A 15727-nucleotide genomic window follows, 5' to 3' on the forward strand; every position below is an offset into this window, starting at 1 on the left:
GTCAATCGGGTTTGCGCGTGCTTCTTCGAAGGTTTCCCTTGCATCCCCAACGGCAGCGCGTAGCGCTGTGCCGAAACCATTTCGTGCTGAACCAGCGCGCCAAACCATTTGGTGCGGCAGACCGTGCGCGATCCAAGCCCGGTAAGTCCTTCGAGGGCGACACTTAGGCGAGGGCCACTAGCGGCTGGCAAGCATGGCCAAACTTCGTGTGACCGCGGGCTTAAACGAGCTGCTTTCTTTGGTTACTTTCTTTGCAGCAGCAAAGAAAGTGACCCCCGCCCCGGGGAGGGGCAGTGCTAATAGACCGACAAGAACTCAGGCCATCCATAGCAGCCGAAGCAAACAAAAAAAACCCTAATAAACATCAAAAACGCGCTGCAAGTCATCAACTCCCGAAGCAAGAGCAAGCATCAACAAAACCCGCGCTTTATAAGGGTTAAGCGTCCCCGCACTGACGCTCCCGATGGCGTCATCATTCGCGGCGCCGTTGCGCATCACATGCCCCGCCCCCACGCGCGACGCGCGCACGACCGCGACGCCGTGCGAAACGGCATCGGCGAGCGCCTGCGTAAGCGTCGCATGCATCGAGCCATTGCCCGTCCCCGCAACAACAATCCCCCGCACTCCCGCCGCAACAAGCGCATCGACCATCACCCGCGATGCATCCGCGTAACTCGCGACGATCTCGACCGTCGGCCATTGATCGGTCACGGAGAACTCGCTCGCCACGGTATGCGGCCGCACGACCATACGCTGAAACTCGACGCGCCCGTCCTGCACAAAACCGAGCACGCCGGTCTCGGGCGAGCGAAACGCATCGACGGCATAAGTGCTCGTCTTGGTGACATCGCGCGCGCTATGAATCTGGTTATTGACCGCCACGAGCACGCCCTTGCCCGCCGCGTCCCTCGATGCCGCGACAGTCACCGCATTCAGCAGATTGAGCGGGCCATCGGCGGACAGCGCCGTCGACGGGCGCATCGCCGCCGTCAGCACGACAGGCTTCGCGCTCTTCACCGTGAGATGCAGCAGATACGCGGTTTCTTCGAGCGTATCGGTGCCATGCGTGACGACCACGCCATCGATATCGTCCTGCGCGAGCAGTTCGTCGATGCGCGATGAGAGTGTGGTCCACAGCGCGGCGCTCATGTCCTTGCTGTCGATGCTCGCGATCTGCTCCGCGTGAATGCGCGCCACGGTACCGAGCGCCGGCACGGCATCGAGCAATTTGTCGACGCCGACGACGCCCGCCTTGTAGCCCGCCGTCTTCGATGCGTCACCGGCGGACCCGGCGATGGTGCCGCCCGTCGCCAGCACGGCGATGCGAGGGAGAGAGGAAGTATTCATGCCGGCGATTGTAAATCAGCCGGCATGCGGATCACGCCGTTTCGCGAAGCTGGGCCGCGATCTGCGCTTCTTCGAGCTGCGGCGCGAACATCTCGATCAATCGATACGCATACGCGCGCAGGAACGCGCCCTTTCTCAGGCCGACGCGCGTCGTGCTGGCCTCGAACAGATGCTGCGTATCGAGCGCGACGAGCTCGGTGTCCCGCTTCGCGTCGTAGGCCATCGCCGCGACGATGCCGATGCCCATGCCGAGCTCGACATACGTCTTGATGACGTCGGCATCGATCGCGGTGAGCACGATATCGGGAATCGCGCCCGCGCTCGCGAACGCCTGGTCGACGTGCGAGCGGCCGGTGAAGTCCTGGTCGTAAGTGACGATCGGATATTCGGCGATCTGCTCGAGCGTGATGTTCTCGCGGCCGACGAGCGGATGATCCTTCGGCACGACGACCGTGTGATGCCACGAATAGCACGGAAACGTGACGATATCCGGATAGCGGTCGAGCGCTTCGGTCGAGATGCCGATATCCGCCTCGCCATTGATGATCATCTGCGCGATCTGTTGCGGACTGCCCTGGCGCAGCGCGAGATGCACCTTCGGGAACACCTCGGTGAACTGGCGGATGACCTTCGGCAACGCGTAACGCGCCTGCGTGTGCGTCGTCGCGACGACGAGATGGCCGTTGTCCTGATCCGCGAACTGGCGCGCCACGCGTCGCAGGTTCTCGGCGTCGAGCAGCATGCGCTCGATCAGCTGATGCACCTCCTTGCCCGGCTCCGTGAGACCCGTGAGACGTTTGCCGCGGCGAATGAAGATATCGACGCCGAGCTCGTCCTCCAGATCCTTGATCTGTTTCGACACGCCCGACTGCGACGTGTAGAGCACGTTGGCGACCTCCGTCAGATTCATGTTCTGACGCACGGCCTCGCGCACGAAGCGCAATTGCTGGAAATTCATGTGAAACCTCTCCGCGATCCTTTTATGTTGTTATCTCATTGCGCCGGCGACGGCGCTGGAAAGACGCGCAGCGCGCGCGGCACGGCCGTCACGCCGTCCCCGACATCGAGCTTGAGCGCGCGCCATGCCTCGCGATCCAGTTCCGCCTCGATCACCCCGCCCGCGCTGCCTTCGAGCTCGACACGCACCGAGCCGCCAAGCGTCACGACGCGCCGCACGCCGACCACGATGCCGTCGCGATGCGTGCCGTCGGCGGGATATAGCGCGAGATCGTGGGGACGCACATACGCGAGCGCCCGGCCCCTGAAATGCGCCTCCGCGGCGATCGGGCTCGCGGCGCCATCGACGACAAAGCCGCCGGCATCGACATTGCCGTGCAGCCGGTTCGCCGCGCCGAGAAACTCGTACACGAACGACGTCTGCGGATGATCGTACACGTCTTGCGGACTGCCCACCTGCTCCACCCGCCCATGATTCATCACGACGATACGGTCCGCCACTTCGAGCGCCTCTTCCTGGTCATGCGTGACGAAGAGCGTCGAGATATGCAGATCGTCGTGCAGGCGGCGCAGCCAGCTGCGCAGTTCCTTGCGCACCTTGGCATCGAGCGCGCCGAACGGCTCGTCGAGCAGCAGCACTTTCGGCTCGACGGCGAGCGCGCGAGCGAGCGCGATGCGCTGCCGCTGCCCGCCCGACAGTTCGGACGGGAAACGCTCGGCGAGCCAGTCGAGCTGCACGAGTTTCAGCAGTTCATGCACCTTCTCGCGGATCACGGCTTCGCTCGGGCGCTCGCGGCGCGGCTTCACACGCAGGCCGAACGCGACGTTCTCGAACACTGTCATGTGTCTGAAGAGCGCGTAATGCTGGAACACAAAGCCGACTTGGCGCTCACGCGCGCCGACCGCCGCGACGTCCTCGCCATGCAGCACGACCTGGCCCGCATCGGCGAATTCGAGGCCCGCGATGACCCGCAGGAGCGTGGTCTTGCCGCAGCCCGAAGGCCCGAGCAGCGCGACGAGTTCGCCCGCAGGAAAATCGAGCGTGACGTTGTCGAGCGCGGTGAAATCGCCGAAGCGTTTTTGCAGATTGCGAACGATGATGCTCATGATGTTGTCGGCCTCTTCAATTCTGTGCGGGTGTCCGGGTTTCGCCGATGGCTTGCGACATGCGCCGCTCCGCGAGGAGCTTGAGCGCGAGCGTCACGAGCGCGAGCAGCGCAAGCAGCGACGCCACCGCGAACGCGGCCGAGAAGTTGTATTCGTTGTAGAGAATTTCGACGTGCAGCGGCATCGTGTCGGTCTGGCCGCGGATATGGCCCGACACCACCGATACCGCGCCGAACTCGCCCATCGCGCGCGCGTTGCAGAGAATCACGCCGTAGAGCAGGCCCCACTTCACGTTGGGCAGCGTCACGCGCCTGAAGATCTGCCAGCCGGAGGCGCCGAGCACGTGCGCCGCTTCCTCTTCGTCGTTGCCCTGCGCCTGCATCAGCGGAATCAGCTCGCGCGCGACGAACGGGAAGGTCACGAAGATCGTCGCGAGCACGATGCCCGGCACCGCGAAGATGATCTGCACGTCATGCGCGGCGAGCCACGGACCGAACCAGCCTTGCGCGCCGAAAATCAGCACGTAGATGAGACCGGAGATCACGGGTGAAACCGAGAACGGCAAATCGATGAGCGTGGTCAGGAGCGCCTTGCCGCGAAAGTCAAACTTCGCGATCGCCCACGAAGCGGCCAGCCCGAACACGACGTTCAGCGGCACGGCGATCGCCGCGGTGATCAGCGTGAGCTTGATCGCGGACCACGCATCGGGATCCTTCAGCGACTCGAAGTAATAATCGATGCCCTTCGCGAACGCCTGCACGAACACCGCGACGAGCGGCACGACGAGAAAGAGCGCAAGAAACACGAGCGCGATGCCCGTCAGCAGCCAGCGCACGGCGCGCGGTTCGGTGACGGGATTGAGCCTGCTTGCGCGCACGCGTGCGGCGGCGTGCACCGGAAGCGCTTTGCTGTCGGGCGTACTCATGCGTGACCTCCGCCCGGATGTCCGACATGCAGCGAAGGCCCGGCCGCGACGGCAGGCGCCGCGCCCGTCTTGCTCGTGCGCCGCTGCAGGAACCATTGCAGCGTGTTGATGAGGAGCAGCATCAGGAACGACACGCACAGCATCACGACGGCGAGCGCGGTCGCGCCGGCGTAGTCGTACTGTTCGAGCTTCGTGATGATGAGCAGCGACGTGATCTCGGATTTCATCGGCACATTGCCCGCGATGAAAATCACCGAGCCGTACTCGCCGAGCGCACGCGCGAACGCGAGCGCGAAACCGGTCAGGAGCGCGGGAAACACCGAAGGCAGCACGACGCGGCGAAACGTCAGCCAGCGCGTCGCGCCGAGGCACGCGGCGGCCTCTTCCTGTTCGCGCTCGAACTCCTCCAGCACCGGCTGCACCGTGCGCACGACGAACGGCAAGCCGATGAACGTCAGCGCGACGAGCACGCCGAGCGGCGTGAACGCGACCTTGATGCCGAACGGCGCGAGATATTGCCCGATCCAGCCGTTGCCCGCATAGACCGCGGCGAGCGAGATGCCCGCGACGGACGTCGGCAGCGCGAACGGCAAATCGACGATCGCATCGACGATGCGCTTGAACGGAAACGTGTAGCGCACGAGCACCCACGCGACGAGAAAGCCGAACACCGCGTTGATGAGCGCGCCGCCGAGCGCGGCACTGAACGTGAGCCGATAGGACGCGAGCACGCGCGGCGACGTGACCGCGCGCACGAACTGCGCCCAGTCGAGCGTCGCGGTCTTCGCGAAGGTGGCGGCAAGCGGAATCAGCACCACGAGGCTTAAGTACGCCACCGTGATGCCGAGCGTCAGGCCGAACCCGGGAAGCGCGCTCGGCTTCTTGAATGTGAGGGTCGTCATCCTTGATTGATCCTTTTCTTGCGCCGGGGTTAGGCGCGTCGCTGCTTCGGGGCGCGCGGCGTCATTGACGCGCCGCGTCGCCCGCTCTTTCGCTTACTGCGGTTGATAGATCGAATCGAACACGCCGCCGTCCGCGAAGTGCGTCTTCTGCGCCTTCGTCCAACCGCCGAACGTGTCGTCGATGGTGTAGAGCTTCAGCTTCGGAAACTGCTTCGTGAGTTCAGCGGGCACCTTGTCCGAGCGCGGCCGATAAAAATTGCGCGCGGCGATCTGTTGTCCTTCGTCGCTGTACAGATACTTGAGATAGGCATCGGCGAGCTTGCGCGTACCGTGCTTGTCGACGACCTTGTCCACCACCGCGACCGGCGGCTCCGCGAGAATGCTCACCGACGGCACCACGATCTCGAACTTGTCCGTGCCGAATTCCTTCACCGAGAGGAACGCCTCGTTCTCCCATGCGATCAGCACGTCGCCCTGGCCGCGCTGCACGAAGCTCGTCGTGGCGCCGCGCGCGCCGGAATCGAGCACGCCGGCGTTCTTGTAGAGCTTCGTGACGAAATCCTTGGCGGTCTGGTCGTTGCCGCCCGGCTTGTGCTGCGCATACGCCCACGCCGCGAGATAGTTCCAGCGCGCGCCACCCGAGGTCTTCGGATTCGGCGTGACGATCGACACGCCCGGCTTGGCCAGATCGTCCCAGTCCTTGATGTGCTTCGGATTGCCCTTGCGCACGAGAAACACGATCGTCGATGTGTACGGCGACGCGTTGTCCGGCAGACGCTTCTGCCAGTCCGCGTTGACGAGTCCCTTGGACGCGAGCGCATCGATGTCGTAGGCGAGCGCGAGCGTCACGACATCGGCCTGCAGACCGTCGAGCACCGCGCGCGCCTGTCCGCCCGAGCCGCCGTGCGACTGCTTGAAAGTGACCGTTTCGCCCGTGTCGGCCTTCCACTTTTTCGCGAACGCCTGATTGAAGTCCTGATACAGCTCGCGGGTCGGGTCGTAGGAGACGTTCAGAAACGACGTCTGCGCGAACGCCGACGCAGCCAGCCCGACGCCCGCCGCCGTCAGCGCCGCCGCCGCGAGCACGCGCCGCGCGCCTTTGCCCAATCCCAACTTGATGCTTTGCATTCCCCGTTCTCCGTCTTATCGAATTGACGGAATCAGTCTATCGAGGCGTCTATATGATTAGAAATAATCGTTATTCACTTTTTTATACGTAAAACTGCTAAGAAGCATATTCCTGGGTGGAAGAAGCGACGGTGGCGGCGAAACGCGCCCTCCGCTGCTGCGGGCGGACGAACTTAAAGTAAAGCTTGAAAAGCGCGAAATACTGTATAAAAATACAGTCAACTGTCCATCCATACAGTGCACCCAGGGGCCAGAGCCTGTGACCAAGACATCAAAACTTACCGCGCGGCAGCAGCAGGTCTTCGAACTGATCCAGCGCGCGATCGACCGCACGGGCTTTCCGCCGACGCGCGCCGAGATCGCGGCGGAACTCGGCTTCAGCTCGGCGAATTCGGCCGAGGAGCACTTGCGGGCGCTGGCGCGCAAGGGCGTGATCGAACTCGCGGCGGGCTCGTCGCGCGGCATCCGGCTGCTCGGCGACGCCTCGCGCATCGATCGCTCGGAAGAACTGCCGCATCAGTTCACGCTGCCGCATCAGAGCATCATGCAACTGTCGCTGCCGCTCGTCGGACGCGTCGCGGCAGGTAGCCCGATCCTCGCGCAGGAACACATCTCGCAGCATTACGCATGCGATCCCGCGCTCTTCTCCAGCAAGCCGGACTATCTGCTGAAAGTGCGGGGCCTGTCGATGCGCGACGCCGGCATTCTCGACGGCGACCTGCTCGCCGTGCAGAAGCGCACCGAGGCGAAGGACGGGCAGATCGTCGTCGCGCGTCTGGGCGACGACGTCACGGTCAAACGCTGGAAACGTCGTCCGGACGGGGTCGAACTGATCGCCGAGAACCCGGACTACGAGAACATTTTCGTGCGCTCCGGCAGCGGCGATTTCGCGCTGGAAGGCATCGCGGTTGGCCTGATTCGTTCTGGCGAGTTCTGAAATCTCCACCCGGCAAGGGCGGGGAGCGAAAAGCGCGGGCATATCGTTCGCTCACGTTCAGAAAGAGATAAGAATGGGACAAGAAATGTCCCATTGACATCGCAAGATAGCCTCACCAACCGCTTTAACGCTCAGTCGAGGCGGCTCAAACACAACAAGCATGACGGCCGCCGTGCGCGGTGCGCCGCGGTGCGTCCTATCGTCTGGAGAGTCATCATGGAACGTTTTGCCCGTCTGCTGCCCTTCCGTCAGTTTGGCCGCCTGCGCCATCTGCGCACGCTGATCGCATGCGGCACGCCGCACGCCGAAACCGCCCCCGACCTCTTCGACGACATGCCCGCGCTGCCCTCCCGGCAGCCGGCTTTCGCGCGCGTGTCGCTGAGCAGCACGGTGCACGCGGAGCCGGAACAGCGCGCGCCGGTGCGCGTCTATCGCGGGCAATCGCGCGTGATTCTGGTGGGCAAGATCGACGAAGTGTCGCGCATGATCGACCGTTGCATCGCGGAGGAAGACGCGGGGCTCGCCGGCGGCATCCTCGCCTGAATCGGGGTGGAACGTGAATTCGCGGGATTTATCGCGCACCGGCGTGGTCAATCCCGGATTCACGTTTTGCAAAGAGGCTTCGTCGTCGCATGTCCCGCACTACCCGTTCTGTCGCTACCGCGTTCGTCGTCCTGATTCTCGTCGCGGCGCTCGCTTTTATTTACGCGTCACCTTATATCGCGCTGAATCGCGTGAAACGCGCAGCCGATGCCCGCGACGCGCAGACCGTCAATCAGTACGTGGATTTTCCCGCGTTGCGCGCGAGCCTCAAGGAACAGGTCGGCGCGCTGCTCACGCGCCGCGTCGATATTCAAAAGAGCGGCAATCCGCTCGCAATCATCGGGGCGATGATCGGTGCGGCGCTCGTCGGTCCTCTCGTCGATTCATATGCGACACCGGACGGCGTCGCGGCGATTCTGAACGGCATTCCGCCGCGCGGCGATCCGGGCGAGCAACCGCCGCAAGCCGGAAACGGTGCATCGGCAACGCCGTCGAACGCGCCGGCCTCGGGCGTCACGGCCGCGCAGCAGGCGCCCAGGGAACCGCCACAGACCACCGCCGGTTATCGAAGCCTGAACACGTTCGTCGTCACGTATCAGCACGGCGCCGGAGATGCGCGTTACTCGGCGATCTTTCACCGCTACGGCCTCGTGTCATGGAAGCTCGTCGCGGTCGATCTCAATGGCTGACGATCAGGCGCCGGCTTCGGCCTTGACGGGCTTGGCCGCGTAAGCCGCTTCGTCTTCCGCTTCCGCCGATTCACCCGCCTGACAGACGGCCACGAGAATGCTGCACTTCACGCGGTCGAGCAAGGGCGTGTTGCCCGCGCCCATCCACCAGCGCGCGAGACCGTTGCGGCAACGATGCCCGACCACGACGAGATCGACCTGAAGGCTTTCGGCGAGCGCGGCGATCTCGTCGATCGGATGCCCGAACGCAAAATGTCCCTGCGCCTGAAGACCGCGTTCGCGGAGCCACTCGACGCCTTCCTGCAGAATGTCGCGCGCGGCCTCTTCGAAGCGTCCGCAGGCCATATCGGTTAGCAGTCCGGCGCTCTGCGCGATGCTCGAGCGCATGTCCACCACTGCGAGGACGTGCGTCTCGGCATTCAGATCCAGCGCGAGATTCGCGCCTTGGCGCAATGCCTTGCGACCTTCTCTGGAGCCGTCATAGCAGAGCAGGATTTTTCGGTAGCTTTCCATCATGACCTCCCTGGCCAACTTGCCCTTCGCGCCCGCCCGACGCGACCCGAAGCGCGATTTACCCGCGGCGTTGCTTCATCATCGTGCGTCGCCCCTTGGGTGACAACGCTGGAAAACGCTTACCGACGCGAACATGCTAGCTCGCACCGTGCCAGAACTCCGAACACGCCGACGGACAAGCCTCTGGCACTTTCGGCCGGAACCGGTTCGACGCCCGTCGCACAGGTTTGACACGCGCTCGCCGCACGCGGTTGCACGCCAGGCATCGCCTTGGTGCAATGGATTACACTAGCCCGCTGGATTTCCCCTACGCGATTTTCCTGCGGCACGAATGCATGACTGATCAAACATCACGCGAGTCCGATGAAAGCGGCGCGCCCGCCATCGAGTTCAGCGAAGTAAGGAAGCACTACGGTGAGCGCACCGTGGTCGATGGTCTGTCGTTCGATGTGCGGCCCGGCGAATGCTTCGGACTGCTCGGCCCGAACGGCGCGGGCAAGACGACGACGCTCAAGATGCTGCTCGGCATCACCTCGCCCGATAGCGGCGCGATCCGTCTCGTCGGCGAGCCGGTGCCCGCGCGCGCCCGTTTCGCGCGCGAACGCGTGGGCGTCGTGCCGCAATTCGACAATCTCGATCCCGATTTCACGGTGCGCGAAAACCTGACTGTGTTCGGCCGCTACTTCGGTCTCACCGGCGCGCGCATGGATGCGCTCGTGCCATCGCTCTTGGAGTTCGCGCGCCTGGAGAGCAAGGCCGATGCGCGCGTCGGCGAACTGTCGGGCGGCATGAAGCGGCGTCTCACGCTCGCGCGCGCGCTCGTCAACGATCCAGATGTTCTCGTGATGGACGAACCCACCACGGGACTCGATCCGCAAGCGCGGCATATGATCTGGGAGCGCCTGCGCTCGCTCCTCGCGCGCGGCAAGACCATCCTTCTGACGACGCATTTCATGGAAGAAGCCGAACGTCTTTGCGATCGCCTTTGTGTGATCGAGGAAGGCCGCAAGATTGCCGAGGGACGGCCGCGCGATCTCATCGAATCGGTGATCGGCTCGGATGTGATCGAGATCTATGGGCCCGATCCGCAGGCGCTCGCGGCGGAGCTCGAACCGTTCGTCGAGCGCATGGAAGTGAGCGGCGAAACGCTCTTTTGCTATGTCGACGATCCGCAGCCCGTGCATGCGCGCGTGAAAGGCCGCGCGGACGTGCGCTATCTGCATCGTCCGGCGAATCTCGAAGATGTTTTCCTGCGTCTCACGGGACGTGAGATGGTGGACTGAATCAATGGATACGCTCGAACCATCCCGCATCGGACGAAAACGCGAATCGAAGCGCGCGGAAAATTTCACTCCGCTATCCAGTGCGCTGCCCGCCAATGCGACGCACTGGATGTCGGTGTGGCGGCGCAACTATCTCGTCTGGAAGAAGCTCGCGATCGCCTCGATGATCGGCAATCTCGCCGACCCGATGATCTATCTCTTCGGTCTCGGACTGGGTCTCGGGCTGATGGTCGGGCATGTCGACGGCGTGTCGTATATCGCGTTTCTCGCGGCGGGAACGGCGGCATCGAGCGTGATGATGTCCGCGAGCTTCGAGGCGATGTACTCGGGCTTCTCGCGCATGCACGTGCAGCGCACGTGGGAAGCGATCATGCATACGCCGCTCACGCTCGGCGACATCGTGCTTGGCGAGATCGTATGGTCCGCGAGCAAGTCGGTGCTGTCGGGCGTGGCGATCATGATCGTCGCGGGCGCGCTAGGCTATGCGAGCTTTCCGTCGATGCTGATCGCGCTGCCCGTCATCGTGCTGACGGGACTCGCGTTCGCCAGCACGGCGATGGTCATCACCGCGCTCGCGCCGAGCTACGACTTCTTCATGTTCTATCAGACGCTCGCGCTCACTCCGATGCTGCTGCTATCCGGCGTGTTCTTTCCGATCGCGCAACTGCCCGCGATCGCCCGGCACGTCACGCAGGTTCTGCCGCTCTTCCATGCGGTCGAGCTGATCCGCCCGGCGATGCTCGGCCGCCCGTTCGACGGCGCCGCGCTCCATGTGCTGGTGCTTACCGCCTATGCGGTCGTGCCGTTTTTCCTGTGCGCGTGGCTCTTCCGGCGACGCATGATGAAATGAAAAACGGCGATGGACCGCTGAAGTCCATCGCCGTGTCCGCATCGTCGAAGAAAAAACGCTACTTCACGGGAAACTCGTGATGGCCGCCGAAGCCGAAGCGCATCGCGGAAAGCATGCGCTCGGGGAACGACTCGGCATCGCGCGAGCGGAAGCGCGTGTAAAGCGCCGCCGACAGAACCTGCGCAGGCACCGCTTCCTCGATCGCCGCCTCGATGGTCCAGCGCCCTTCGCCGCTGTCCGCGACTTCCGTCGAGAAGCGTTCGAGCGTGCCGTCGCTGGCGAGCGCGCCCGCGGTCAGATCGAGCAGCCACGACGACACCACGCTGCCGCGCCGCCATACTTCGGCGATATCCGCGAGATCGAGCGTGTAGCGTTCGCCTTCCGCGAGATCCTTCGACTCCTTGTGCCTGAGGATATGGAAGCCCTCGGCATACGCCTGCATCAGGCCGTACTCGATGCCGTTGTGCACCATCTTCACGAAGTGCCCGGAGCCGACCGGCCCGCAGTGCATATAGCCATTCTCGACGCGCGCATCGCGTCCTTCGCGGCCGGGCGTCTGCGGGATGTCGCCGCGTCCGGGCGCGAGTGTCGCGAGAATCGGATCGATCCGCCGCACGATCGCCTCGTCGCCGCCGATCATCATGCAGTAGCCTCGCTCCAGTCCCCAGATGCCGCCCGACGTGCCGACATCGACGTAATGGATGCCCTTCTCGCGCAGCTGCGCCGCGCGGCGGATATCGTCCTTGTAGAAGCTGTTGCCGCCGTCGATGATCACGTCATCTGCGCCGAGGATCTTGTGCAGATCGTCGAGCGTGTCCTCCGTGATCTTTCCGGCGGGCAGCATGAGCCAGACGACGCGCGGCGCACTCAGCTTCGCGACGAGATCGCCGAGATCCTTCGCGCCCGTCGCACCTTCGCTCGCGAGCGCTTCGGTCGCTTGCGGATTGTGATCGTACGCGACGCACGTATGCCCGGCGCGCATCAGCCGCCGCCCGATGTTGCCGCCCATGCGCCCCAGTCCCACGATGCCGATCTGCATGATGATTCACTCCTTGCCGTTGGATTTCACGCGTTCGATCTGCTTCTTCGCGGCGTCGTAGACCGCTTCCGGCGTGAAGCCGAATTTCGTCTTCAGCGCTTTCAATGGCGCCGATGCGCCGAAGGTGTGCATCACGATCTGCGATCCCAGGCGGCCGACATAGCGGTCCCAGCCGAGCGTCGCGGCCTGCTCGACGCAAACGCGCGCATTCACGTCCGGCGGCAGCACCGAGTCCTTGTACGCCTGATCCTGCTTCTCGAAGATGTCCCACGACGGCATCGACACGACGCGCGCCGCGATGCCTTCGCCCTTCAGCTTCTCGTAGGCCTCGACGCACAGCGACACTTCGCTGCCGGTCGCGAGCAGAAGCACTTCGGGCTTCTTGCCGCCATCGGCATCGGCGAGCACGTAGGCGCCGCGCTTCACTCCATCGGCCGATGCGTACTTCTTGCGATCGAAAGTCGGCAGCGCCTGACGCGTGAGCACGATGCACGATGGCTCCTTCGAATGCGTCAGCGCGACGCGCCACACTTCGGCCACCTCGTTCGCATCGGCGGGGCGCAGCGTGCACAGGCCCGGCACGCCGCGCAGCGAAGCCAGTTGCTCGATCGGCTGATGCGTCGGACCATCTTCGCCCACACCGATCGAATCGTGCGTGAACACGTAGATCACCGGCACTTCCATGATCGCGGAAAGGCGGATCGGCGGCTTCATGTAGTCGCTGAAAATCAGGAACGTCGATCCATACGGGCGCAACCCGGATAGCGCAAGGCCGTTGCAGACCGCGCCCATGCCGTGCTCGCGAATGCCGAAGTGCAGATTGCGTCCGCCGTAGCTGTCGTGCTCGAAGCTGCCCGCGCCTTCGAACTTGAGATTCGTCTTGGTCGATGGCGAGAGATCCGCCGCGCCGCCGATCAGCCAGGGAAGGCGCGGCGCAATGGCGTTCAGCACCTTGCCCGATGAATCGCGCGTAGCGATGCCTTTTGCGTCGGCTTCGAAGGTCGGAATGTCGGCGTCCCAGTTGTCGGGAAGCTTCGATTCGAGCATCTGCCACGCTTCTTTCGCGAGTTCCGGATTGGCCTTCTCGTAGGCGTCGAAGCGCTGCTTCCATTCGGCATGCAGCTTCTTGCCGCGCGCGCCCATGCCGTCGGCGAAATGCTGCATCACGCCGTCGGGCACGTAGAACTGCTTGTCCTCGGGCCAGCCGTAGAACTTCTTCGCGAGCTTGACCTCTTCCTCGCCGAGCGCTTCGCCGTGCGCGCTCGACGTGTCCTGCTTGTTCGGCGCGCCCCAGCCGATGATGCTCTTCACGACGATCAGCGTCGGCTTGTCCGTGTGCGACTTCGCCTTGTTGATGGCGTCTTCGAGCGCCTGCGCGTCGTTGGCGTCGTCGACATGCAGCGTGTGCCAGTTGTAGCCGTGAAAACGCGCCTCGACGTCGTCGCTATAGGCGAGATCCGTATGACCTTCGATGGTGACGCGGTTGCTGTCGTAGATCCAGATGAGGTTCGATAGCTTCAGATGCCCCGCGAGCGACGCGGCTTCGTGCGATACGCCTTCCATCATGTCGCCGTCGCCGCAGAGCGCGTAGACGCGGTAATCGAAGATCGCATCCTTGCCCTTGTTGAAGTGGGCTTCCTTCCAGCGCGCGGCCATCGCCATGCCGACGCTGTTGCCGAGACCCTGACCGAGCGGGCCGGTCGTCGTCTCGACGCCGGTCGTCATGCGGAATTCCGGGTGGCCGGGCGTCTTGCTGTCGAGCTGGCGGAAATGCTCGATGTCGTCGAGCGACACCGCGGGCTTGCCGGTCGGCTTGCCGTCCTGGTCGAACTCCTTCACACCCGCCAGATGCAGCAGCGAGTAAAGCAGCATCGACGCATGCCCGACCGACAGCACGAAGCGGTCGCGATTGGGCCAGAGCGGCGCGTCGGGATCGTAACGAAGATGGTTCTGCCAGAGATGGAACGCGACGGGCGCGAGCGCCATCGGCGTGCCGGGGTGGCCGGAATTGGCCTTCTGCACGGCGTCCATCGAGAGGGTGCGGATGGTGTCGATCGTGAGGCGATCGAGATCTTTGGCCTGCGGTGTTCCTTGAGACATGAGCGACGACTCCTTTGCGAAGAGCGCGCTGTGGCGAAAGGCGCCGCAGCGGGCAACCAGGACCATCGAGCAAGTGTAGTGCCTTGCAGCCGGCACCGCACCGCGAACGTTGCGAGGGGTGCGCCGGGGGTAAAAGCGTCAGGCGCTTCGGCCCACGGCGGTATTACGAAAAGGATGCAGGCACTACGCGACTGCTATGCGAACGTCAATGCTGACACATTCGCGGCCAGCGCATCCGATTCTTCGACAAATGCATGACCGGACAGGGAATTTCAGGGCGCCGGATTCGGCTGTCGTTCGTGCAGTGCTTCGATTTCGGCCAGAATTTCCTCCGACAGTTCGATGTTCACGCTCTCGATGTTCTCCTTCAGTTGCGGCATCGACGTCGCGCCGATCAGCGTGCTCGTCGTAAATGGCCGCGTGTTGACGAACGCGAGCGCGAGTTGCGTCGGCGTGAGTCCGTGGCGCTTCGCCAGCTCGACATAGGACGTGATCGCGGCGATCGCCTGCGGCTTGCTGTAGCGCTGAAAGCGTTCGAACAGCGTGATGCGCGCGCCCGCCGGACGCGCCCCGCCTTCGTACTTGCCCGACAGCCAGCCGAACGCGAGCGGCGAATACGCGAGCAGCCCGACGCCTTCCTTGTGCGTGAACTCGGACAGGCCGAGCTCGTACGTGCGGTTCACGAGGCTGTACGGATTCTGAATGCTGACGATCTTCGGCAATCCGGCCTTTTCGGCGGCGCGCAGGAATTGCGCGACGCCCCACGGCGTTTCGTTCGACACGCCCACATGGCGGATCTTGCCCGCCTTCACGAGCTCGGCCAGCGCGGCGAGCGTTTCCTCGATGGGCACCGTGTATTCGTCGTCGAGATACGGGTATGACGGGCGGCCGAAGGTCATCGTGCTGCGATCGGGCCAGTGCAACTGGTAAAGATCGACGTAATCCGTTTGCAGACGCTTCAGACTGCCGTCGATGGCTTCGTTCAGGTTCTTGCGGTCGAACTGGTTGCCTGCGCCGCGAATATGACGCGGATTGTGCGGCTGGCGCGCGGGCCCGGCGATTTTCGTCGCGAGCACGATGTCGCCGCGCTTCGCGGCGTTCTTCGCGAGCCACGTGCCGATGTATTCCTCGGTGCGGCCCTGCGTCTCGGGGCGCGGCGGCACCGGGTACATTTCGGCGGCATCGATCAGGTTCACGCCCTGGGCCAGCGCGTAGTCGATCTGCTCGTGCGCTTCGCTTTCGGTGTTCTGCTCGCCCCAGGTCATGGTGCCGAGCCCGATCAGGCTGACGTCGAGACCCGAATCACCCAGTTTCCGAAACTTCATTGCTCATTCCTCTTGTTGGCGTTGTGTTTGCGCGTTGTCGGCGCATTGTCGGAAATGCTGCTTGGCTGGTTTTCCGGCAATC

General features: G+C 63.8%; 15 protein-coding genes. 5 read left to right on the forward strand and 10 right to left on the reverse strand.

The features are described 5' to 3' along the window. Positions 1-354: 354 nt before the first annotated feature. From IAG25_RS10705 to IAG25_RS10730, 6 genes are all read right to left on the reverse strand, one after another. The gene (locus IAG25_RS10705) at positions 355-1347 is read right to left on the reverse strand and encodes an asparaginase (protein WP_187604828.1); all 993 of its coding nucleotides are present in this window, start codon (positions 1345-1347) and stop codon (positions 355-357) included. Positions 1348-1378: 31 nt separating this feature from the next. Beyond that, complete coding sequence (locus IAG25_RS10710; protein WP_061117420.1) at positions 1379-2305, reverse strand: CysB family HTH-type transcriptional regulator; 927 nt, start codon at positions 2303-2305, stop codon at positions 1379-1381. 35 nt (positions 2306-2340) lie between these two features. Continuing rightward, positions 2341-3411: a sulfate/molybdate ABC transporter ATP-binding protein gene (locus IAG25_RS10715; RefSeq protein WP_187604829.1), complete on the reverse strand. Its 1071-nt coding sequence runs from the start codon at positions 3409-3411 to the stop codon at positions 2341-2343. Positions 3412-3427: 16 nt separating this feature from the next. After that, positions 3428-4336 (reverse strand): sulfate ABC transporter permease subunit CysW, encoded by a 909-nt coding sequence (cysW, locus tag IAG25_RS10720; protein ID WP_222946459.1) that lies wholly within the window; start codon positions 4334-4336, stop codon positions 3428-3430. Continuing rightward, the gene (gene cysT, locus IAG25_RS10725; protein ID WP_187604830.1) at positions 4333-5238 is read right to left on the reverse strand and encodes a sulfate ABC transporter permease subunit CysT; all 906 of its coding nucleotides are present in this window, start codon (positions 5236-5238) and stop codon (positions 4333-4335) included. Before cysT ends, cysW begins: the two co-directional genes overlap by 4 nt. 93 nt (positions 5239-5331) lie before the next feature. Continuing rightward, positions 5332-6366, reverse strand: a complete 1035-nt coding sequence (locus IAG25_RS10730) for a sulfate ABC transporter substrate-binding protein (protein ID WP_187604831.1) — start codon at positions 6364-6366, stop codon at positions 5332-5334. Between the two features lie 259 nt (positions 6367-6625). On the opposite strand from IAG25_RS10730, the gene lexA reads away from it, so the two are divergent. The 3 genes from lexA to IAG25_RS10745 all read left to right on the forward strand — a co-directional run bounded on the left by lexA (position 6626) and on the right by IAG25_RS10745 (position 8535). Further along, a complete protein-coding gene (gene lexA, locus IAG25_RS10735) occupies positions 6626-7303 on the forward strand; it encodes a transcriptional repressor LexA (protein ID WP_035498780.1) in 678 nt (225 codons plus the stop codon). Between the two features lie 216 nt (positions 7304-7519). After that, complete coding sequence (locus tag IAG25_RS10740) at positions 7520-7846, forward strand: hypothetical protein (protein WP_035498782.1); 327 nt, start codon at positions 7520-7522, stop codon at positions 7844-7846. Positions 7847-7935: 89 nt separating this feature from the next. After that, positions 7936-8535 carry a DUF2939 domain-containing protein gene (locus IAG25_RS10745; protein WP_187604832.1) on the forward strand — a complete coding sequence of 200 codons (600 nt, stop codon included), beginning with the start codon at positions 7936-7938 and terminating at the stop codon, positions 8533-8535. A 3-nt stretch (positions 8536-8538) separates the two neighbouring features. Here the strand turns inward: IAG25_RS10745 and IAG25_RS10750 are convergent, their stop codons facing one another. Further along, positions 8539-9048, reverse strand: coding sequence for a universal stress protein (locus IAG25_RS10750; protein ID WP_035498786.1), 510 nt, complete (start codon positions 9046-9048; stop codon positions 8539-8541). Positions 9049-9383: 335 nt separating this feature from the next. Between IAG25_RS10750 and nodI the strand changes: the two genes are divergently transcribed. After that, on the forward strand, positions 9384-10331 hold the full coding sequence (nodI, locus tag IAG25_RS10755) for a nodulation factor ABC transporter ATP-binding protein NodI (RefSeq protein ID WP_035498944.1): 948 nt from the start codon (positions 9384-9386) through the stop codon (positions 10329-10331). A 4-nt stretch (positions 10332-10335) separates the two neighbouring features. After that, on the forward strand, positions 10336-11181 hold the full coding sequence (locus tag IAG25_RS10760; protein WP_222946460.1) for an ABC transporter permease: 846 nt from the start codon (positions 10336-10338) through the stop codon (positions 11179-11181). A gap of 58 nt (positions 11182-11239) precedes the next feature. On the opposite strand, the gene gnd is transcribed toward IAG25_RS10760, so the two are convergent. The 3 genes from gnd to IAG25_RS10775 form a co-directional block, all read right to left on the reverse strand. Then, the gene (gnd, locus tag IAG25_RS10765; RefSeq protein ID WP_035498788.1) at positions 11240-12220 is read right to left on the reverse strand and encodes a phosphogluconate dehydrogenase (NAD(+)-dependent, decarboxylating); all 981 of its coding nucleotides are present in this window, start codon (positions 12218-12220) and stop codon (positions 11240-11242) included. Positions 12221-12226: 6 nt separating this feature from the next. Beyond that, on the reverse strand, positions 12227-14320 hold the full coding sequence (gene tkt / locus IAG25_RS10770; protein ID WP_187604833.1) for a transketolase: 2094 nt from the start codon (positions 14318-14320) through the stop codon (positions 12227-12229). 272 nt (positions 14321-14592) lie between these two features. Next, entirely contained in the window at positions 14593-15645 is a 1053-nt protein-coding gene (locus tag IAG25_RS10775) for an NADP(H)-dependent aldo-keto reductase (RefSeq protein WP_187604834.1), read from the reverse strand. Between the last annotated feature and the right edge of the window lie 82 nt (positions 15646-15727).

This window comes from Caballeronia sp. EK (assembly GCF_014384845.1).
GTDB classification, from domain to species: Bacteria; Pseudomonadota; Gammaproteobacteria; order Burkholderiales; family Burkholderiaceae; genus Caballeronia; species Caballeronia jiangsuensis.

Coding starts and splice junctions, on each gene's coding strand:
- IAG25_RS10705 (WP_187604828.1), bottom strand. CDS start 1,347: ATGAATACTTCCTCTCTCCCTCGCATCGCCGTGCTGGCGACGGGCGGC.
- IAG25_RS10710 (WP_061117420.1), bottom strand. CDS start 2,305: ATGAATTTCCAGCAATTGCGCTTCGTGCGCGAGGCCGTGCGTCAGAAC.
- IAG25_RS10715 (WP_187604829.1), bottom strand. CDS start 3,411: ATGAGCATCATCGTTCGCAATCTGCAAAAACGCTTCGGCGATTTCACC.
- cysW (WP_222946459.1), bottom strand. CDS start 4,336: ATGAGTACGCCCGACAGCAAAGCGCTTCCGGTGCACGCCGCCGCACGC.
- cysT (WP_187604830.1), bottom strand. CDS start 5,238: ATGACGACCCTCACATTCAAGAAGCCGAGCGCGCTTCCCGGGTTCGGC.
- IAG25_RS10730 (WP_187604831.1), bottom strand. CDS start 6,366: ATGCAAAGCATCAAGTTGGGATTGGGCAAAGGCGCGCGGCGCGTGCTC.
- IAG25_RS10740 (WP_035498782.1), top strand. CDS start 7,520: ATGGAACGTTTTGCCCGTCTGCTGCCCTTCCGTCAGTTTGGCCGCCTG.
- IAG25_RS10745 (WP_187604832.1), top strand. CDS start 7,936: ATGTCCCGCACTACCCGTTCTGTCGCTACCGCGTTCGTCGTCCTGATT.
- IAG25_RS10750 (WP_035498786.1), bottom strand. CDS start 9,048: ATGGAAAGCTACCGAAAAATCCTGCTCTGCTATGACGGCTCCAGAGAA.
- nodI (WP_035498944.1), top strand. CDS start 9,384: ATGACTGATCAAACATCACGCGAGTCCGATGAAAGCGGCGCGCCCGCC.
- IAG25_RS10760 (WP_222946460.1), top strand. CDS start 10,336: ATGGATACGCTCGAACCATCCCGCATCGGACGAAAACGCGAATCGAAG.
- gnd (WP_035498788.1), bottom strand. CDS start 12,220: ATGCAGATCGGCATCGTGGGACTGGGGCGCATGGGCGGCAACATCGGG.
- tkt (WP_187604833.1), bottom strand. CDS start 14,320: ATGTCTCAAGGAACACCGCAGGCCAAAGATCTCGATCGCCTCACGATC.
- IAG25_RS10775 (WP_187604834.1), bottom strand. CDS start 15,645: ATGAAGTTTCGGAAACTGGGTGATTCGGGTCTCGACGTCAGCCTGATC.